The 18,414-nt window shown below is 72.2% G+C and carries 21 protein-coding genes; 3 read left to right on the forward strand and 18 right to left on the reverse strand.

Features of this window, described 5'->3' with window-relative positions:
* Positions 1-82 precede the first annotated feature (82 nt).
* Together BLQ67_RS05060 and BLQ67_RS05065 are read left to right on the forward strand one after the other, a co-directional pair.
* Positions 83-877 (forward strand): IclR family transcriptional regulator, encoded by a 795-nt coding sequence (locus tag BLQ67_RS05060; RefSeq protein ID WP_231945220.1) that lies wholly within the window; start codon positions 83-85, stop codon positions 875-877.
* A gap of 10 nt (positions 878-887) precedes the next feature.
* Complete coding sequence (locus BLQ67_RS05065) at positions 888-1,484, forward strand: hypothetical protein (RefSeq protein WP_092503043.1); 597 nt, start codon at positions 888-890, stop codon at positions 1,482-1,484.
* A 9-nt stretch (positions 1,485-1,493) separates the two neighbouring features.
* Here the strand turns inward: BLQ67_RS05065 and BLQ67_RS05070 are convergent, their stop codons facing one another.
* From BLQ67_RS05070 to rpsL, 9 genes are all read right to left on the reverse strand, one after another.
* Entirely contained in the window at positions 1,494-1,955 is a 462-nt protein-coding gene (locus BLQ67_RS05070) for a GNAT family N-acetyltransferase (RefSeq protein WP_231945171.1), read from the reverse strand.
* 41 nt (positions 1,956-1,996) lie between these two features.
* Positions 1,997-4,069 carry an acyltransferase family protein gene (locus tag BLQ67_RS05075; RefSeq protein ID WP_092503045.1) on the reverse strand — a complete coding sequence of 691 codons (2,073 nt, stop codon included), beginning with the start codon at positions 4,067-4,069 and terminating at the stop codon, positions 1,997-1,999.
* On the reverse strand, positions 4,066-4,632 hold the full coding sequence (locus tag BLQ67_RS05080) for a dTDP-4-dehydrorhamnose 3,5-epimerase family protein (protein WP_231945172.1): 567 nt from the start codon (positions 4,630-4,632) through the stop codon (positions 4,066-4,068). The genes BLQ67_RS05075 and BLQ67_RS05080 overlap by 4 nt, the downstream gene beginning before the upstream one ends.
* A gap of 45 nt (positions 4,633-4,677) precedes the next feature.
* On the reverse strand, positions 4,678-5,664 hold the full coding sequence (locus BLQ67_RS05085) for a GDP-mannose 4,6-dehydratase (RefSeq protein WP_092503049.1): 987 nt from the start codon (positions 5,662-5,664) through the stop codon (positions 4,678-4,680).
* Positions 5,654-6,637, reverse strand: coding sequence for a GDP-mannose 4,6-dehydratase (locus BLQ67_RS05090; RefSeq protein WP_092503051.1), 984 nt, complete (start codon positions 6,635-6,637; stop codon positions 5,654-5,656). The genes BLQ67_RS05085 and BLQ67_RS05090 overlap by 11 nt, the downstream gene beginning before the upstream one ends.
* A gap of 141 nt (positions 6,638-6,778) precedes the next feature.
* Entirely contained in the window at positions 6,779-7,972 is a 1,194-nt protein-coding gene (gene tuf / locus BLQ67_RS05095) for an elongation factor Tu (RefSeq protein WP_092503052.1), read from the reverse strand.
* A gap of 113 nt (positions 7,973-8,085) precedes the next feature.
* Complete coding sequence (gene fusA / locus BLQ67_RS05100; protein ID WP_092503054.1) at positions 8,086-10,200, reverse strand: elongation factor G; 2,115 nt, start codon at positions 10,198-10,200, stop codon at positions 8,086-8,088.
* Positions 10,201-10,273: 73 nt separating this feature from the next.
* Positions 10,274-10,744 carry a 30S ribosomal protein S7 gene (gene rpsG, locus BLQ67_RS05105; protein WP_092503056.1) on the reverse strand — a complete coding sequence of 157 codons (471 nt, stop codon included), beginning with the start codon at positions 10,742-10,744 and terminating at the stop codon, positions 10,274-10,276.
* 5 nt (positions 10,745-10,749) lie between these two features.
* Positions 10,750-11,118, reverse strand: a complete 369-nt coding sequence (rpsL, locus tag BLQ67_RS05110) for a 30S ribosomal protein S12 (RefSeq protein WP_092506783.1) — start codon at positions 11,116-11,118, stop codon at positions 10,750-10,752.
* Between the two features lie 436 nt (positions 11,119-11,554).
* Here rpsL and BLQ67_RS05115 point away from each other — a divergent pair, with 436 nt between their 5' ends.
* The gene (locus tag BLQ67_RS05115) at positions 11,555-12,106 is read left to right on the forward strand and encodes a hypothetical protein (RefSeq protein WP_157674678.1); all 552 of its coding nucleotides are present in this window, start codon (positions 11,555-11,557) and stop codon (positions 12,104-12,106) included.
* A gap of 76 nt (positions 12,107-12,182) precedes the next feature.
* On the opposite strand, the gene BLQ67_RS05120 is transcribed toward BLQ67_RS05115, so the two are convergent.
* From BLQ67_RS05120 to BLQ67_RS05160, 9 genes are all read right to left on the reverse strand, one after another.
* A complete protein-coding gene (locus BLQ67_RS05120; protein WP_092503060.1) occupies positions 12,183-12,818 on the reverse strand; it encodes a hypothetical protein in 636 nt (211 codons plus the stop codon).
* Positions 12,815-13,168, reverse strand: coding sequence for a hypothetical protein (locus BLQ67_RS05125; protein WP_092503062.1), 354 nt, complete (start codon positions 13,166-13,168; stop codon positions 12,815-12,817). Before BLQ67_RS05125 ends, BLQ67_RS05120 begins: the two co-directional genes overlap by 4 nt.
* A complete protein-coding gene (locus BLQ67_RS05130) occupies positions 13,165-14,841 on the reverse strand; it encodes a hypothetical protein (protein ID WP_092503064.1) in 1,677 nt (558 codons plus the stop codon). Before BLQ67_RS05130 ends, BLQ67_RS05125 begins: the two co-directional genes overlap by 4 nt.
* Positions 14,838-15,119, reverse strand: a complete 282-nt coding sequence (locus BLQ67_RS05135; RefSeq protein ID WP_092503066.1) for a hypothetical protein — start codon at positions 15,117-15,119, stop codon at positions 14,838-14,840. The genes BLQ67_RS05130 and BLQ67_RS05135 overlap by 4 nt, the downstream gene beginning before the upstream one ends.
* Positions 15,120-15,282: 163 nt before the next feature.
* On the reverse strand, positions 15,283-15,570 hold the full coding sequence (locus BLQ67_RS05140) for a WXG100 family type VII secretion target (RefSeq protein WP_092503067.1): 288 nt from the start codon (positions 15,568-15,570) through the stop codon (positions 15,283-15,285).
* A 126-nt stretch (positions 15,571-15,696) separates the two neighbouring features.
* Positions 15,697-16,224 (reverse strand): hypothetical protein, encoded by a 528-nt coding sequence (locus BLQ67_RS05145; RefSeq protein ID WP_092503069.1) that lies wholly within the window; start codon positions 16,222-16,224, stop codon positions 15,697-15,699.
* On the reverse strand, positions 16,221-16,844 hold the full coding sequence (locus BLQ67_RS05150) for a hypothetical protein (protein ID WP_092503070.1): 624 nt from the start codon (positions 16,842-16,844) through the stop codon (positions 16,221-16,223). Before BLQ67_RS05150 ends, BLQ67_RS05145 begins: the two co-directional genes overlap by 4 nt.
* On the reverse strand, positions 16,844-17,998 hold the full coding sequence (locus BLQ67_RS05155) for a hypothetical protein (protein ID WP_092503072.1): 1,155 nt from the start codon (positions 17,996-17,998) through the stop codon (positions 16,844-16,846). The genes BLQ67_RS05150 and BLQ67_RS05155 overlap by 1 nt, the downstream gene beginning before the upstream one ends.
* The gene (locus BLQ67_RS05160; RefSeq protein WP_092503074.1) at positions 17,995-18,300 is read right to left on the reverse strand and encodes a hypothetical protein; all 306 of its coding nucleotides are present in this window, start codon (positions 18,298-18,300) and stop codon (positions 17,995-17,997) included. The genes BLQ67_RS05155 and BLQ67_RS05160 overlap by 4 nt, the downstream gene beginning before the upstream one ends.
* Positions 18,301-18,414: the final 114 nt, after the last annotated feature.

Consider the following 18,414-nt stretch of genomic DNA (forward strand, 5'->3'; position numbering starts at 1 on the left):
GCGCCCCTCGGCGCGCAGCAGCCCGTGGGATGCTGGTGTCCGAGATCTCGGACTCCGCGGGATCGACGAGCCGGAGGTGCCGATGCCGACGCCGCGCATGCCCGCCGCGCGCCACGCGCTGCGCGTGCTCGCGCTGCTCGCCGAGCACCTCGGCCCCGTGCGCGCGCAGACGATCGCGCGCGACCTCGGCATCCCGCGCTCGACGACGTACGACCTCCTCGCGGTCATGCGCGACGAGGGCTTCCTCGTGCACTACCCCGAGCTCGGCGCGTGGGGACCGAGCGCGCGCGTCGCCCGCATCGGCTCGCGCGTCGACGCCGCGACGCGCATCGAGCGGCTCGGCCAGCCGCTGCTCGACCGGCTCGTGCGCGCCTCGCCCGTGCCCGCGACGGCGCACCTCGCGGTGCTGTCGGGCGTCGACGTGCGATACGCCGGTCGCGGCTCGGGGCGCCGCTCCCCCATGACGGTGTCGAGCGTCGGCGTGCGGCTGCCCGCCGTGCGCACCGCGACGGGTCGCGCGCTGCTCGCCGCGCTCGACGACGCGCAGGTGCGCGCGCTCGTGCCGCACGACGCCGACCTCGCAGGCGGCGAGCCCGCGACCCGTGCGGCGCTGGGGCGGATGCTCGCCGACGTGCGCGCCCGCGGCTGGGCGCTCGAGCGCGGCGACGTCGACCCGGCCTACGGCTCGGTCGCCGCCGCGGCGATCGACGCCGTCGGCGACCCCGTCGCGGGCGTCGGCGTCACGGTGCGCCTCGACGACGCCGACGGCGCCGACGCCTGGCCCGTGCTGCAGGCGCTCGTCGTCGACGTCGCCCACGACCTCAGCGCCCGCCTCGCGGCGCGACGCTCCCAGCCGACGACCGGCGGGCGGGCGTAGCGTCCGGCGCGTGCACCGTCTCCGCCGCATCGCCCTCGCCGTCGCGGGCATCGCCGCCCTCGCGGGCTGCGTCGTCGTACCGCCCGCCGCGTCGCCCGTCACCGAGCCGCCGGTCGCACCCGCCCCGTCCGCCACCGCGGCGCCGAGCCCGACCCCGACCCTCGCGCCGACGACGCCCTCGCCCACGCCGACCGCGCCCGCCGCCGGCCCCGCCGTCGTCGACGGCGGCTGCTCGACGGCGTTCCTCGAGGAGGCGATGTTCGGCTACGACGCCACCACGATCCAGCCCGGGTTCACGCCGGCGAGCGTGCTCGACGGCCTCGCGGTCGCGTGCGCGGCCACCCAGCCGAGCGACATCCTCGACTCCGTCGGCACCTACGCGCTCGCGCTCATCCCCGCGGGCGACGGCGTGCTCGCCGACCTCGACGCGCGCATCCTCGCCACCGGGCTCGTGCCCAACCAGTTCGTCGCCGGCATCTACGAGGATGCGGTCGGCGACCCGATCGCGTTCCTCGAGCCGTTGCCCGACATGATCCGCATCAGCGAGCTCTCGCCCGTGTCCGACGCCGACCTGTGGGTGGCCGTGCAGTGGTACGCGAAGCCGTGAGCGGGTGCGTCAGAGCGCGCGCGTCATGAAGACGCTGTTCGGGTCGGGCACGTACGAGCCGAACGGCGCGCACGCCGCGAATCCATTGCGGAGGTAGAGCGCTCGCGCCGGCGCGAAGTACGGCTCGGCGCCCGTCTCGAGGCTCACGCGCGTCGCCCCGCCGGCGACGGCCTCGGCGAGCACGTGGTCGAGCAGCATTCGCCCGAGCCCCGCACCGCGGCTCGCGCCCGACACGCGCATCGACTTCAGCTCGACGTGGCCGGGCTCGAGCGGCGCGAGCGCGACCGTGCCCTGCACGCCGCCGTCGTCGCCGCGCAGCACCCACAGCCGCATGCCCGGCGCGCGCAGCGCCGCGACGTCGAGCGCATGCACCGACTCGGGCGGCGACACGCTGCGCATGTCGGCGAGGTGCTCGTCGAGGAACGCGACGACGTCGTCGGCGATGGAGGCGTCGAGCGCGATGGCGGGCACGGATGCGACGCTACCGCGACGCGGACGCGCCCGATCCCGCGTCAGGCGGAGCCGGGCACCCGGGCGGCGTCGATCGCCTCGCGCACGAGGCGCTGCAGCACGAGCGACTGCGCCCACGTCATGTGGCCGTCGTCGGCGTACACCGGCACGCCGCTCACGACGATGGGGCACTCGAGCAGCTCGAGGTCGCAGAACCAGCCGAGCGTCGGCACGACCGTCGCGCCCGCACGGGCCAGGCGCTCCGCGAGCACGTCGCGGCGTTCGAGCTGCGCGTCCTGCAGGTCGAACGCGCACGGCGACGCATCCTCGGCGCGCATGCCGTCGATGCACTGCGCGAAGCCGGCCGCGGGCGGCGGCGAGTCGAGCCACAGCACGGGCACACCCACGTCGACGAGGTCCTCGACGTAGCGCGCCGTCGACGCGGCGAGCAGCCTCGCGACGTCGTCGTCGCGCTGCTCGTAGCCCGAGCCGACCCACCACGCGCCGTACGAGACGACGACGAGCGACGGCGAGCGCTCCTGCGCGAGCTCGACGACCCAGTCGTTGTGATCGGCGCAGCGGCGCTCGAACCACTCGCCCGTCTGCCGCTCGACGACGGCACCGGCGGCGAACGGGCACATCTCGCTGCCGAGCAGCTGCACCGTCACGTCGTCGTCGACCGCCGCGCGGACCGCGGGCGCCCACGTCGTCGCCTGCGAGTCGCCGACGACCCACACCTCGCCGCCGCCGGGCTCGCCCACGACGTAGGTGCAGTCGTCGATGTCGTCGCGGCCCACCTCCGAGCAGCCGTCGAAGCGCCACTCGGGGCCGAGCCCCGCCTCGCCCACGTCGAGGCCGTCGAGCAGGAAGCCCGGCTCGGCCAGCGCATCCCGGATGCGCGCGTCGAGCTCCGCCTCCGACTGCACGGGCGTCACGGCCACGTCGACCGCGATCTCCTCGATGCGCGGCGCCGCGATGCTCGCGCCGAGCGCGACGGCCACGACGGTCGGCACGGCGACGGCGCTCCACGGCACGCGGATGCGCGGCACCGGGCGAGCGACGGCGCGCAGCAGCAGCGTCGAGAGCCACGCGAGGGCGACCGACACCACGAGGATGCCGGCGCCGTCGATGATGCCGATGGACTGCGCACGGGCGCCGCCGCGCTCGAGGTACAGCCACAGCACGGGCCAGTGCCACAGGTAGAGGCCGAACGAGATGCCGCCGAGCCACACGAGCTGCTTCGTCGCGAGCAGGCGGCCGACGCCGACGGGGGCGACGACGCCCGAGCCGGCGAGCAGCACGGCGACGGCCGCGAGCGTCGGCACGAGCGTCGGGAGGCCCGGGTGGCTCCACTCGACGGGCATGAGGCCCGCGAGCAGCATCGTCGCGAGTCCGGCAGCGCCGACGAGCGTGCGCGTGAGGGTCGACCAGGCGATCCGCGAGCCGAGCAGCGCGGCGAGGCCGCCGAGCGCAAGCTCCCAGACGCGCGCGCCCGTGTCGAAGTACGCGAGCACGTGGTCGGTCGACACGGCGACGAGCGCGTAGGCGAACGACGCGGTCGCGACGACGGCGAGCAGCGCCGCCGCCGCGGGCCGGATGCGCGCACGCACGCCGCGACGCCGGCGCAGCACGAGCGCGAGCACCGCGATGGCGACGATGATGCCGAGCGTCCACTGCCCCTGCACGGCCATGGCCCAGAAGTGCTGCACGATCGACCGGTCGTGGCCGGCCTGCACGTAGTCGGTCGCCGCGGCGCGCAGCCGCCAGTTCTCCCAGAACGTGGCGGCGGCGATGAGGTCGAGGCTCGTCGAGCGCACGACCGTCGCCGGGCGCACGAGGTAGGCCACGACTGCGACGGCCGCGAGCACGAGCCCCATCATCGGCAGCAGGCGCGATGCCTGCCTGCGCAGCGCGCCGCCGACGTCGAGTCGGCCCGAGCGCTCGACCTCGCCGACGAGGCTCGTCACGAGCAGGTAGCCGCCGAGCACGAAGAACACGTCGACGCCGCCCGAGACGGTGCCGAACCAGATGTGGTAGCTCGCGACGAGCAGGGATGCGACGGCGCGCAGGCCCTGCACGTCGAGACGCCGCGCCCTCGCGGGCGCGGCGTCGATCGGCGATGCGGGAGCGGTCATGCGCTCGCGAGCACCTCCGCGAGCGTGGGGGCGTCGAGGTCCTTCTGGCTGATGATCGACCGGTCGTCGCGGTCGGGCTCGATGGGCCAGAGGATGCCGAGCTCGGGGTCGAGGGGCGTGATGGCGACGCCGGCCATGCCGGGCACCCACTCGCTCGTGAAGCAGTAGACGTACTGCGTCGGGGTGTCGCCCGTCGACTGGAAGCCGTTGCAGACGCCCTCGGGCACGAGGATCTGCGTGCCGGGCTGCAGGTCGGTCTGGAAGACGGCGCCGCGCGTCGGCGAGTCGGGACGCGTGTCGACCCAGGCGCCGTAGGCGGTGCCGTGGGCGATCGCGATGAGCTTCACCATCGACTCGCCGTGCATGCCGCGCATGCCGCCGGGCTTCGTCTCGGTCACGTTCACCTGCTGGAACGCAGGCAGCGCGTAGCCGGCCGCCTCGAACGCGGAGGCGCGGAAGAACTCGCGCACCGTGCCGCGGTCGTCGGTGATCTGCTTCATCCGCACGAGCGCGAGCCCATCGATCGTCGTCGTCTGCAGGTCGAAGTCGATGATGTCCACCACGATCGACCACCCTACCCGGGCGCGAGAGCCGCCCCGGCCGGGCCGCTACGGCTGCGAGGTCTCGCCGGCGGCGACGAGGGCGGCGTCGTGGCGCACCATCGCGGCGACGATGTCGTCGAACGCGACGGTCGGCGCCCAGCCGAGCTCGGTGCGCAGCCGGGATGCGTCGCCGACGGTGCGCGCGACGTCGGCGGGTCGCACGAAGCGCGGGTCGACGACGACGAGGCGCTGCCAGTCGTCGATGCCCGCCGCCGCGAAGGCGGCGCCGACGAAGTCGCGCACCGTGCGCGTCTCCCCCGTCGCGACGACCCAGTCGCCGGGGGCGTCGGCACGGGCGATGCGCAGCATGGCGTCGACGAAGTCGGGCGCCCATCCCCAGTCACGGTGCGCGTCGAGGTTGCCGAGCGACAGGTGATCGTCGAGCCCGGCGGCGATGCGCGCGACGCCGTGCGTGATCTTGCGCGTCACGAACGACAGCGGCCTCGCGGGCGACTCGTGGTTGTAGAGGATGGCGTTCGACGCGTGCATGCCGCGCGCGCGAGCCAGCTGCACCATGCGGTGCGCGTACGCCTTCGCGGCGCCATAGGGCGACACGGGCGCGATGGGCGTCGTCTCGCGCTGCGGGGACTCGGATGCATCGCCGAAGATCTCCGACGACGACGCCTGCACGAGCCGCGGGGCGGTGCCCGTGCGCTCCTCGACGCGCCACGCGCCCTCGACGAGCGCCGCGACCGCGGCGCCCGAGACGAGGCCCGTGCGCGCGGGCGAGCGCCACGACTCCGCGACCGACGAGATGCCGCCGAGGCTCACGACGAGCGACGGCGACGCGGCCTCGACCGCGTCGGCCAGGCCGTCGAGGTCGGCGAGGTCGCCGACGACGACCTCGACGCCCGCGTCGGCGAGGCGTGCCGCGCCCGCATCCTCCTCGCGCACGAGCGCGACGATCGACGCGCCGTCGGCGAGCAACCGATCGACGAGCAGGCCGCCGTCCTGCCCCGATGCCCCCGTGACGAAGACGCGGTCAGCCGACATGCTGCGACTGCTCGCGCAGGTCGTGCTCGACCATCATCCGCACGAGCTCCTCGAAGCCCACCTTCGGCGCCCAGCCGAGCCGCTCGCGCGCCTTCGCCGGGTCGCCGATGAGCAGGTCGACCTCGGCCGGGCGGATGAACTCGGGGCTCTGCTCGACGTACGGCGTCCAGTCGTCGATGCCGACCGCCGCGAACGCGACGTCGAGGAGCTCGCGGATCGAGTGCGTCTCGCCCGTCGCGACGACGTAGTCGTCGGCCTCGCCCTGCTGCAGCATGCGCCACATCGCCTCGACGTAGTCGCCGGCGAAGCCCCAGTCGCGCTTGGCATCGAGGTTGCCCATCACGATCGTGTCCTGCAGGCCGAGCGCGATGCGCGCGACGGCGATCGACACCTTGCGCGTCACGAACTCCGGGCCGCGCCGCGGCGACTCGTGGTTGAAGAGGATGCCGCTCGACGCGTGCATGCCGTACGACTCGCGGTAGTTGATGGTCATGTAGTGGCCGAAGACCTTCGCGACGCCGTACGGCGAGCGCGGCCACAGCAGCGTCGACTCGCGCTGCGGCACCTCCTGCACGCGGCCGAACATCTCCGACGACGACGCCTGGTAGAACCGCACCGCCGACGGGTCGGAGCCTGCGTACATGCGCGTCGCCTCGAGCATGTTCAGCACGCCCTTGCCCGTCACGTCGCTCGTGAGCGCCGCGTTCTGCCACGAGTACGCCACGAACGAGATCGCCCCCAGGTTGTAGACCTCGGTCGGCTCCGCGCGGTCGAGCACGCGCGCGAGGGCGAGCGGATCGGTGAGGTCGCCCGTGAGCAGCTCGACGTCGGGCACCGTCGCCCGCACCATCGGCTCCTTCGGGTTGAACTGCCCGCGGATGAGGCCCGTGACGTCGTAGCCCTTCTCGAGCAGCAGCTCGGCCAGGTACAGGCCGTCCTGCCCGCTGATGCCGGTGATGAGGGCCTTGGGCATGACGCGCGGCTCCGTCCGTCGTTCACGTGGGGGTCGCCGACCATCCTGCCACCGGCCACCTGGGCGCCCCCGACGAGCATCCGCCCGGACACGCAGAAGGGCCCCGCGCGAACGCGGGGCCCTCCTGATGCAGTCGGATGACTACTTGATGATCTTCGTCACCGTGCCGGCGCCGACCGTGCGGCCACCCTCGCGGATGGCGAAGCCGAGGCCCTCCTCCATGGCGATCGGCTGGATCAGCTCGACCGACATGTCGGTGGTGTCGCCGGGCATGACCATCTCGGTGCCCTCGGGCAGCGAGATGACGCCCGTGACGTCGGTGGTGCGGAAGTAGAACTGCGGGCGGTAGTTCGTGAAGAACGGGTTGTGGCGGCCACCCTCGTCCTTGGACAGGATGTACGCCGTGCCCTCGAAGTTGGTGTGCGGCGTGACCGAACCCGGCTTGACGACGACCTGACCGCGCTCCACGTCCTCGCGCTTGGTGCCGCGGAGGAGGAGGCCGCAGTTCTCGCCGGCCCATGCCTCGTCGAGCTGCTTGTGGAACATCTCGATGCCCGTGACCGTGGTCTTCTGCGTCGGGCGGATGCCGACGATCTCGACCTCGGAGTTGATGCCGAGCGTGCCACGCTCCGCACGACCCGTGACGACCGTGCCACGACCGGTGATCGTGAAGACGTCCTCGACGGGCATGAGGAAGGGCTTGTCCTTGTCGCGGACCGGGTCCGGGATGGACTCGTCGACGGCCTCCATGAGGTCGAGGACGGCCTGCGACCACTTCTCGTCGCCCTCGAGAGCCTTGAGGCCCGAGACGCGCACGACGGGAGCGTTGTCGCCGTCGAAGTCCTGCGACGACAGCAGCTCGCGAACCTCGAGCTCGACGAGCTCCAGGATCTCCTCGTCGTCGACCATGTCCGACTTGTTCAGCGCGACCAGCAGGTACGGCACGCCGACCTGCTTGGCGAGCAGCACGTGCTCGCGCGTCTGCGCCATGGGGCCGTCGGTGGCGGCGACCACGAGGATCGCGCCGTCCATCTGGGCGGCGCCCGTGATCATGTTCTTGATGTAGTCGGCGTGACCCGGGGCGTCGACGTGCGCGTAGTGGCGCTTCGGCGTCTCGTACTCGACGTGCGAGATGTTGATCGTGATGCCGCGCTGGCGCTCCTCGGGAGCGGAGTCGATCGAGGCGAAGTCGCGCTGCACGTTGGTCGCCGAGGGGTACTTGTCAGCAAGCACCTTCGAGATCGCTGCCGTGAGCGTGGTCTTGCCGTGGTCGACGTGACCGATCGTTCCGATGTTGACGTGCGGCTTGGTCCGCTCGAACTTGGCCTTGGCCACTGTGTCCTCCTAGGACGTCTTTCAGGTTGCTCCGCGCGCGCGGCGTCGAAGCGGTTCTTGGGGTATGCAGTTATGGTAGCCGGGCTCGGCCGTCAAGCCGAACCCGGCCGGGCTCACTCGCCCTTGGCCTTCTGGACGATCTCGTCCGAGACGGCCTTGGGGACCTCGGCGTAGCTCGAGAACTCCATCGAGAAGACGGCGCGACCCGAGGTCTTCGAGCGGAGGTCGCCGACGTAGCCGAACATCTCCGACAGCGGGACCTGAGCCTTGACGACCTTGACGCCTGCGGCGTCCTCCATCGACTGGATCTGACCACGACGCGAGTTCAGGTCGCCGATGACGTCGCCCATGTACTCCTCGGGCGTGCGGACCTCGACGGCCATGAGCGGCTCGAGCAGCACGGGCTGCGCCTTGCGGGCCGCCTCCTTGTACGCGATCGAGCCGGCGATCTTGAACGCCATCTCCGACGAGTCGACGTCGTGCGCCGCACCGTCGAGCAGCGAGGCCTTCACGCCCACCGTCGGGAAGCCCGCGAGGACGCCGACCTGCATGGCGTCCTGGATGCCGGCGTCGACCGAGGGGATGTACTCGCGCGGCACGCGGCCACCCGAGACGGCGTTGACGAACTCGTACGTCGTCTCCGCCGTGACCTCCATGGGCTCGAGCTTGATCTGCACCTTGGCGAACTGACCGGATCCACCGGTCTGCTTCTTGTGGGTGTAGTCGTACTTCTCGATCGTGCCCTTGATGGTCTCGCGGTACGCGACCTGGGGCTTGCCGATGTTGGCCTCGACCTTGAACTCGCGCTTCATGCGGTCCACGAGGATGTCGAGGTGCAGCTCGCCCATGCCCTTGATGACGGTCTGACCCGTCTCGGGGTTGAGCTCGGTCTGGAAGGTCGGGTCCTCCTCGGCGAGCTTCTGGATGGCCGTGCCGAGCTTCTCCTGGTCGGCCTTCGTCTTGGGCTCGATCGCGACCTCGATGACCGGGGCCGGGAACGTCATCGACTCGAGGACGACCTGGTGCTGCTGGTCCGACAGGGTGTCGCCCGTCGTCGTGTCCTTCAGGCCGATGACCGCGTAGATGTGGCCGGCCGTGACGGAGTCGACGGGGATCTCCTTGTTGGCGTGCATCTGGAAGATCTTGCCGATGCGCTCCTTCTTGCCCTTGGTCGAGTTGATGACCTGCGCGCCCTGGTCGAGGTGACCCGAGTAGACGCGGATGTAGGTCAGTCGACCGAAGAAGGGGTGCACGGCGATCTTCGACACGAGGGCCGCGAAGGGCTCCGTCGCGTCGGCGTGGCGCTCGATGACGACCTCGGGGTCCTTGACGTCGTGGCCCTGCACCGGCGGCACGTCGAGCGGCGACGGGAGGTACGAGACGACGGCGTCGAGCATGGGCTGCACGCCGCGGTTCTTGAACGCCGAGCCGCAGAGCACCGGGTACGCCTCGCCGGCGATCGTGAGCTTGCGGATGCCCGACTGGAGCTCCTCGATCGAGAGCTCCTCGCCCTCGAAGAACTTCTCCATGAGCGAGTCGTCGGCCTCTGCGACGGCCTCGACGAGGTTCGCGCGGTACTCCTCGGCCTTCGCCTGGAGGTCGGCCGGGATGTCCTGGACCTCGTACTTGGCACCCATGGTCACGTCGCCCTTGGCGTCGCCGGGCCACACGAAGGCCTTCATGGAGAGCAGGTCGACGACGCCGACGAAGTCGGACTCGGAGCCGATGGGCAGCTGGAGCACGAGCGGACGCGCGCCGAGGCGCGAGACGATCGTGTCGACCGTGAAGTAGAAGTCGGCGCCGAGCTTGTCCATCTTGTTGACGAAGCAGATGCGCGGGACGTTGTACTTGTCGGCCTGACGCCACACGGTCTCGGACTGGGGCTCGACGCCCTCCTTGCCGTCGAACACGGCGACGGCGCCGTCGAGGATGCGCAGCGAGCGCTCGACCTCGACGGTGAAGTCCACGTGACCGGGGGTGTCGATGATGTTGATCTGGGTGCCGTTCCAGAAGCAGGTCACGGCGGCAGACGTGATCGTGATGCCGCGCTCCTTCTCCTGCTCCATCCAGTCGGTCGTCGAGGCGCCGTCGTGCGTCTCGCCGATCTTGTGGTTGACGCCCGTGTAGAAGAGCACGCGCTCGGTGGTCGTCGTCTTGCCGGCATCGATGTGCGCCATGATGCCGATGTTGCGGACCTTCGTGAGGTCCGTCAGCACGTCTTGTGCCACAGGGGTTCCTTACTGGAGTGGATTGGCGGGTGGGGCCGCGAGGCACCCGGTCGGATGCCTCGCGGCCGGTGGTTCACCAGCGGTAGTGAGCGAAGGCCTTGTTCGACTCGGCCATCTTGTGCGTGTCCTCGCGACGCTTCACGGCAGCGCCGAGGCTGTTCGAGGCGTCGAGGATCTCGTTCATGAGGCGCTCGGTCATCGTCTTCTCGCGACGAGCCTTGGCGTACGAGACGAGCCAGCGCAGCGCGAGCGTGTTCGCGCGGTGCGGCTTGACCTCGACGGGCACCTGGTAGGTCGAGCCACCGACGCGGCGCGACTTGACCTCGAGGGTCGGACGGATGTTGTCGAGCGCCTTCTTGAGCACCGTGACGGGGTCCTGGTCCGACTTCGAGGCGACGCCGGAGAGCGCACCGTAGACGATGCGCTCGGCGAGGCCCTTCTTGCCGTCGAGGAGGATCTTGTTGACGAGCTGCGAGACGATCGGTGCGCCGTAGACCGGGTCTGCGACGACGGGGCGCTTCGGGGCGGGTCCCTTACGAGGCATGGTTCTCAGCCCTTCTTCGCGCCGTAGCGGCTGCGAGCCTGCTTGCGGTTCTTGACGGCCTGCGTGTCGAGCGCGCCGCGCACGATCTTGTAGCGCACGCCGGGGAGGTCCTTCACACGACCGCCGCGGACGAGCACCATCGAGTGCTCCTGCAGGTTGTGGCCCTCGCCGGGGATGTAGGCGGTGACCTCGGTGCCGTTGGAGAGCTTGACGCGGGCCACCTTGCGGAGGGCCGAGTTCGGCTTCTTGGGCGTGGTCGTGTAGACGCGAGTGCAGACGCCTCGCTGCTGCGGGTTGGCCTTGAGCGCGGGCGCCTTGGTCTTCGAGACCTTCGGCGTCCGGCCCTTGCGGACCAGCTGCTGGATGGTGGGCACGAATGCTTCCTTCTGCTGCACGGTGACAGCATCGATGTGATCTGCCGGCGGGGCCGGCGCCATCGGTGATCCTGCGCACGCGAGCGAGCTCGTGAGCGACGGGATATGCCGTGGGGGCTCGGACGGCTGTCCGACTTCCCATCTGTGTGCTCGCCGCATCCCGCGCATGACGCAGGGCACGCCTGGGCGCACACCCGAGCAAGCATACGGCCGCCCTCATGCACGGGTCAAGGTCGCGCCGCTCGCCCTGGGCGATCGTGCGCGCTGCGGCGCGGGCCTCGGGGTCGTCGAGCGCGTGCCGCGACATGGAGCCTGCGATCGCCCGCCGCACGCGTGCTGCGCCTGCCAGCCGTTCGACGCCGGGCGTGCACCGCCCGTCCAGGCTCCGGCCACGCGACACCCCCTAGGCTCGGCGCGTCCCCCTGAGAGGAGCATGATGCCCACCATCACGAACCGCGCCCTGCGCGGCTCCACCATCGTCGCCTTCGCCGCCATCGGCGTGCTCGGCCTGGCCGGCTGCAGCGGCGGCGGCGGCGCCGACGAGGAGCCCACGTCGAGCGGCGCGAGCGAGGAGTCGGCCGCGCCCGAGGGCGACGCGTCGGGCGAGGTCTGCTCGTCGGAGCAGATCAACACGCTCATGTCGGCGTCGGGCGGCCTGCCCGAGGCGGCGACCGCGGCGGCGACCGCCGACTTCCAGCCCGCCGACCTGCTCGGCGACCTGCCCACCACGTGCCTCTTCGCGGTCGAGCAGGGCGGCGTCTCGGCGTCGTTCGCCGTGCTGCCCGGCGGCACGGCCACGCTCACGACGATCGCCGAGCAGGGCAACGCCGCGGGCGGCTCGCTCACCGACGCGGGCGGCGCCATCACGGGCACCGTCGGCGACCTGACCGTCGCGGGCGTGCCGTTCACGAGCTTCACGCAGGAGACGGCCGGCTTCGAGGGCGTCGACGACCTCGTGGTCGTCGCGTCGACGAGCCTCGGCGGCTGATCCAGCGCAGCCACGCGGCCCCCGGACCCTCGCGGTCCGGGGGCCGTTCGCGTGTCGGGCCGCGTGCCGGGTCGAGTCAGGCGCGCAGCTCGGCGGCGAGCGGCGAGTCGGAGGCGAAGCGCGCGCCGACGACGATCTCGTCGAAGAGGTCGCGCAGCAGCGCCGCGAACGGCGTCTCGGGGGCGACGGCGTGCACGAGCATCGCGTGCCGCTCGCCGGGCACCGTCACCCAGTAGTCGACGCGCAGCGTGGGCAGCACGCCGAGGTCGGCGTCGTCGACGCGCTCGATCGTCGGGCGGCGCAGCACGAGCGAGCGCGGGGTCTCGAGCACACGGTCGTCGGGACCGGCGACGGCCGAGCCGCCGTGCGGCTCGTGCGCGGCGCGCAGCACGAGCGGCACGAGCGCATCCATGACCGCCCTCGGCGACGCATCGGCCGCGATGCTCACGGCGATGCCGGGGTAGACGGCGATCGACGCGGGCAGCGGCGCGCCACCGTCGAGCGCGCGCCCGAGGTGCAGCTGCTGCGCCCTCCCCCGCTCGGCGTGCGCGAGCGCGAGGTGCAGGCGACGGCGCAATCGGATGCGGTCGACGGCGCGTGCGTCGGCCGTGCCGTGCACCTCCTCGGCGAAGCGGCGGATGCGCGTGCGTGCGTCGGGTTCGCCGACGGGCAGCGCGTACCAGTCGCCCGGCAGCGGCAGCTCGAGCCTCATCGCAGGCCCCGCACCGCGGGCGCGTCGACGACGATCGACCGCCGAGACACGATGCCGAGGCCGACGAGCCCGGCGTCGGCGGCGATGCGCCGCGCGTCGAGCCGCACCTCGTGCGGGCGGTGCGTCGTGAACGCGACGGTCGCGCGCGGCATGCCGGCGCCGGCGCTCGCGAGCGCCGCGAGGGCGCCGCGCGCGGCGTCGCCCGGCGCCTCGGCGACCGCGGGGTCGAGGTCGACGTGCACGACGAGCGCCGTGCGCCACGGCGCACCGTCGGCGACCTCGGCGACGGATGCGCTCACGACGCCATCGACGGCGGCGATCGCCGCCTCGAGCGCTGCTCGATCGGTCATCCGGCCTTCCCCTGCCCGCGCTGGTAGACCGACGAGTGCTGCGTCTCGGTCTCGCTGAAGTACCGATCGAGGCCGACGCGCTCGACCCACTCCTGCGCGACCGATCCCGACAGGTCGCCCTGCTGCTGCAGCGTCGTCTCGTACGCGGCGCCCTCGTGCGGCACGAACGGCGCGTCCGGCGGCGGGTCGATCTCGATGCGCGTGCGGTTCGGGTCGTCGCGGTGGTAGCCGCCCGACGGGTCCTCGAGCAGCGGCACGGGGTCGCCGACGTGCTCGACCGACAGCACGGGGATGTGCGAGGGCACGGCCACGTCGTCGACCGGCGAGCCCGCGACGACGACGGCGTCGACGTCGTACTGCGCCGTGAACGACGGATCGGCGGCGAGGTTCGCGGCCGTGATGCCGCCGAGGCTCCACCCCGACAGCACGACGCCGGCGCCGTCGGGCACGCCCGCGTCGGCCATCGCCTGCCGCACGGCGCGCTCGAGCTGCGTCGGGTCCTCGCCGAACTTCGCGGCGGCGTCGCTCGAGATGTCGTTGAAGCCGTCGGTGCCGGGCGTCCACTGCTGCGTGCTCGGGATGTTGACGCGGTATCGCGTGACGCCGTCGGCGCCGACGACCTCGGTGACGGTGATCATCGTCGAGTTCGACGAGTCGTAGCCGTCGGGCGCACCCGTGACCGCGTCGACGTCGCGGTTGCCTGCCTGCAGCTCGGCGAGCAGGTCGCCGGCCGTCGCGTCGTCGAGGTCGCGCTCGACGACCTTCTCGCGGTTCCACTTCAGCTCGGGGTCGCCCGCATCCTGCTCGATGAGCCAGTCGAGCACGCCGGGCGCCGTCGTGCGCAGCGTCTCGATGGCGCCTGCCATGAGCGCCGCGTCGATCTCGCCCGTGCGCAGCAGCGTGCGCACGAACGCCTCGGCGCCGCCGTTCGTCACGAACAGCACGACGGCGGCGAGCAGCAGCCCGCCCAGCAGCGCGACGATGCCGCCGACCGCGATCAGGGCGACGGCGATGGCGGCGAGCACGATGACGGCGACCGCCACGAGCACGACGGCCGCGATCCACTCGAGCACCGCGACGATCGCGTCGGCGATGGCCTCGAAGAGGTCGGTGATGCCGCCCCACAGGTCGTCCCAGAACGAGTCGTTGATCTCTGCGTCCTCGACCTCGGCGCGGATGCGCGCCTCGGCCTCCTCGGCGGCGGAGCGCTTGCGCTCGACGGCGACGAGCCAGTCGTCGTACGCCTCCTGGCGCGCGGCCTCGTGCGCGGCGACGACCGCCGCCTGGTCGCCGACGGGGTCGCCAGCGGCGTCGTCGGGCGTCGCCGCCTCGAGGTCCTTGCGCCGATCCTCGGCGTCGCCCGCTGCGGCATCGGCCGCATCCCAGCGATCGATCGCGTCGTCGGCCGACGTCTGCGCGAGCCGCAGCTCGGCGGCGTAGTCGACGAGCGCCTGGCCCGTGACGTCGTAGCGCGAGCGCGCCTTGGCGATCTGCTCGGAGACGTCGCCCGCGGCGTCGCGCACGCGGTCGAAGGCCTTCGCGATCGTCGAGTCCTCGTCGCGGATCGACCGCAGCCGCTCGATCGCGGCCTCGATGGCGTCGGCCGTGCCGACGTACGCGGTGCCGTGGCCCTCGACGACGCTCGCGTCGCCCGTGAGCGGCTCCGGCCTCATCGCTCGTCCTTCGCGAGCTCGACGTCGAGCTCGACGAACGCGCGCATGATGTCGTCGATCGACCGCGCGAGCCCCTCGGCCGCCTCGCGGAAGTCCTTGCGGTTGTCGTCCCACGTGTCGGCCGACTCGCGCACCTGGTGCGCGAGTCCGTCGTGCCCGACCGCCGCCGCGGCGGCGTCGGCGGTGTCGTCGTGCGCCGCGAACTGCGTCGCGACGTGGTCGAGGTTCGTCACGGCGCCGCGCAGGTCGCCGTACGAGATGCGGATGTCGTCGCCCACCGTGCTGCCTCCTCGCCGTCCCGCCCAGGCTATGCGTCGGCCCTGCGCGACCCCATGGGCAGGACTCCCCATCGACGCGTCGGGCGGCGATGCCTTGCCGCCCCGGACACGACGAAGGGGCCGACCACCGTGGTCGACCCCTTCGTGCGCGGATGGCTGCGGATCAGCCGCCGGCGAGCTGCTCGTCGAGCTGCTGGATCGCCTGCATCATGCCCGTGAGCGCCTCGGACATGTCGCCGATGCCGTCGACCGCCGTCGTCAGGCCCGAGGTCAGCTCCTCGTAGCCCTCGCCGAACTTGCCCGACGCGTGCTGCGTCTTGAAGTCCTCGCCCAGCAGCGTGTCGACCTTGCCCTTGAGCTGCTCGAGCGTCTGCACGATGTCGTCGCGCCCGTCGACGAGCGCCGCCGCGACCTGCTCCATCTCGCCATAGCTGGCACCGAAGTCCGTCATGGTCATCCCCTTCGTTCGGATCTCGCGGCCCGAACGGACCGTGTGCCACCACGCTACGAGCGCTGCCTGGGAACCACCATGGGCAGGACTCCCCATGCACTCGGCATGGGCAGTCCTGCCCATGCGTCAGTCGACGAGGCGGAGGGTGCCGAACGTCGCGATCGTCGCGTCGTGCAGCTGGCCGAGCGCACGCGGCGAGACCGGCGACGACTCGAGGCGCACGTGCCACGGTCCTCGGCGAGCGCCAAGCACGAGCACGCCCACGAGGTCGCCGTCGTCGCCGGCGAGGAGGTGCTTCGCGACGCGCGCCTCGTCGAGGTGCTCGGCGACGACGACGTCGACCGCGGGTGCGAGCACGCCGTCGTCGCCGAGGCCGACGAGCCGCGCCACCTCGACGTCGCCCGACGCGTCGGCGTGCGCGACGAGCAGATGCGCCGACGCGGGCTCGTCGGCGACGAGCGACAGGAACGTCGTCTCGTCGGTCTCGCGCCGTGCGCCGAGCGCCTCGTCGACGACCCTCGACGCCGAGGGCCCGTCGAGGCCCCAGCGTGCGGCGACTCGGCGTGCGAGGTCGTCGCGCCAGTCGTCCGCGACCGGCTCGCCGATGCCGGGCAGCGGCACCCAGGACGCGTCGTGCTCGAGCTCGATCCTCATGCTGCGACGTCCCACTCGAACGTCGCGAGCATCGCATCCGCGACCTGCTCGCTGCCGACGAGCAGCGGATGGTCGTCGGGCGCGTCGTCGGCGACGAGGATCGTCGCGACCGCGAGCAGGGCTCGCGTGCGTTCCGTGCCGGGCACGGGCGTGAGGTACGAGATCGTGCGGGTGCGGACACGGCCCTCGCCGACGGCCGTCGACGCATCCGTCGTCCAGCGCAGCATGCCGACGTCGCCGCGCAGCGGCTCGGCACCGTGCTTCGCGACGATCGCCGAGACCTGCTCGTCGAGCGACCCCGACGCCGCGGCGTGCTCGGTGAACGAGATCGTCATGGGCGCGAAGAAGCCGTCGAAGTCCTGCACCTGGTGCAGCACGAGGAAGGTGCTCGTGCGGCGCAGCCTCGCGCGGGCCTGCGCGAGCATCGCGCCGACGCTCGCGTCGAGGTCGGGCCGGTGCGCCGCCGCGAGGCGCGCGGACGCGGCGTCGCGCAGGGCGCCGACGCCGTCGTCGTCGGGGCGCAGCCCGTCCCAGCACGGGGCGAGCAGGATGCGGAACGGCGGGATGCGCGAGCCGGGCTTGCCCAGCAGCAGCTCGCGGACGCTCATGGTGTCGGACATCAGTCGCCCATCAGCCCGGCGGCCGAGTACGACGGCACGACGACGTTGCGCACGAGCACGTCGCCCGTGTGCCCGAGCAGCATCTCGGCGACGCCCGCGTTCGGGCCGAAGCCCAGCAGGTTCGTCGGGCTGAACGGGCGCGTGCGCTTCGCGACCTCCGCGACGCCCTTGATCGAGCCCGTGAGCAGCTCGATGGGGCTGCCCGCCTTGCCCGTGCCGTTGAGGATGCCGTTCTTGAAGCCCTGCTTGAACGCCGAGATCGTGTCGGGGTCGATCGCCGCCTTCAACGACTTGGCGTCGATGACCTTGCCGATCTTGCCGAACGGCACGACGCCCACGGCCGCCCACGCCACGTCGCCCCAGTCGGCGCGGCCCTGCGTCTTGAGGTAGAGCGTGCCGACGAGGGCCAGCACCGCGACCACGGCGGCGATCGCGCCGAGCACGGGTCCCGCGAGCACGAGCGCCGCGATCGCCAGCGCGATGCCCACGTACGTGAGCACCGTCACGAGCACCTCGACGATGTCGGCGAGCTTGTCGCGCCAGCCGTCCTCGAGGTCGTCGTCGATCGCATCCTCGAGCCCGTCGCGCGCGGCCTTGTACGCCGTCCACCAGGTGTCGTAGGCCTCGTCGAACGCCTTCGAGCGCTGGTCGTACGCCTCGCGCGCCTCGCTCGCCGCCGTCTGCGCCGCGCCGAGCGCCGCGAGCAGGTCGCCCTTGCCCTGACCGGGAGGCGCGGGCGCCTCGGGGTCGTCGTCGGGCGCCGACGAGTGCGCGTCGTCGGCCGTCGCGACGGCGTCGTTCGCCGTGAGGCACGCCGCCCACAGCTCCTCGAGGTCGGCGACGACGGGCGTCATCTCGGAGCGCGCCTCGATGACGGCGAGCCCGTAGGCCTCGATGAGCGCGCCGCTCGTCGAGTACCGCTCGCCCGCGGTGTCGAGATCCTCGTGCGAGCCCTTGACCGAGTCCTTGATGGCCGTGATCGACAGGCCCTTCTCGCCCGTCGCGCCATCCTCGTACTGCTTGAGCAGCGTCGCCGCCGTCTGCATGGCCTCGCCGAGCTCGCCCATCGTGCGTCCGCGCGACTGGATGGAGTAGCCGCGTCCCTCGATGACCTCGGGCTTGTGCTCGCCGACCGTGTACGGCAGCGCGCTCACGAGCCGGCTCCCTCGAACTGCGCGGCGGACTCCTCGTCGAGCCGCGTCCACTCGCCATGCGTGTTCTTCACCTGGTCGTAGACGGCCTGCAGCTTCTCGGCGAGCTCGCGGCGGTGGATCTTCCAGTTGTCGTGGAAGTCGCCGACGCGCTGCCGCAGCTCGCTCTCGCCGTCGGGCGAGCCGATCTCGTCGGCGAGGGTCGCGGACTCGGAGCCCGACGAGTCGAACTCGGCGAGGATGCCGGCGAGCTGGTCGCGCAGGTCGGCCAGGTCGTCGAGCCTGATGAGGATGTCGTCACCCAAGGGAGCGCCTTCCGTGTCGTCGCGTCATCGTGACGCAGGGCGGCCGTTCGGGCTCACGCTAGGTGGCCGGCCTGGATGTGTCGTGGACATGCGTCGGGGCCGGCCCCTCGGGAG

This window comes from Agrococcus jejuensis (assembly GCF_900099705.1).
Taxonomy (GTDB): domain Bacteria; phylum Actinomycetota; class Actinomycetes; order Actinomycetales; family Microbacteriaceae; genus Agrococcus; species Agrococcus jejuensis.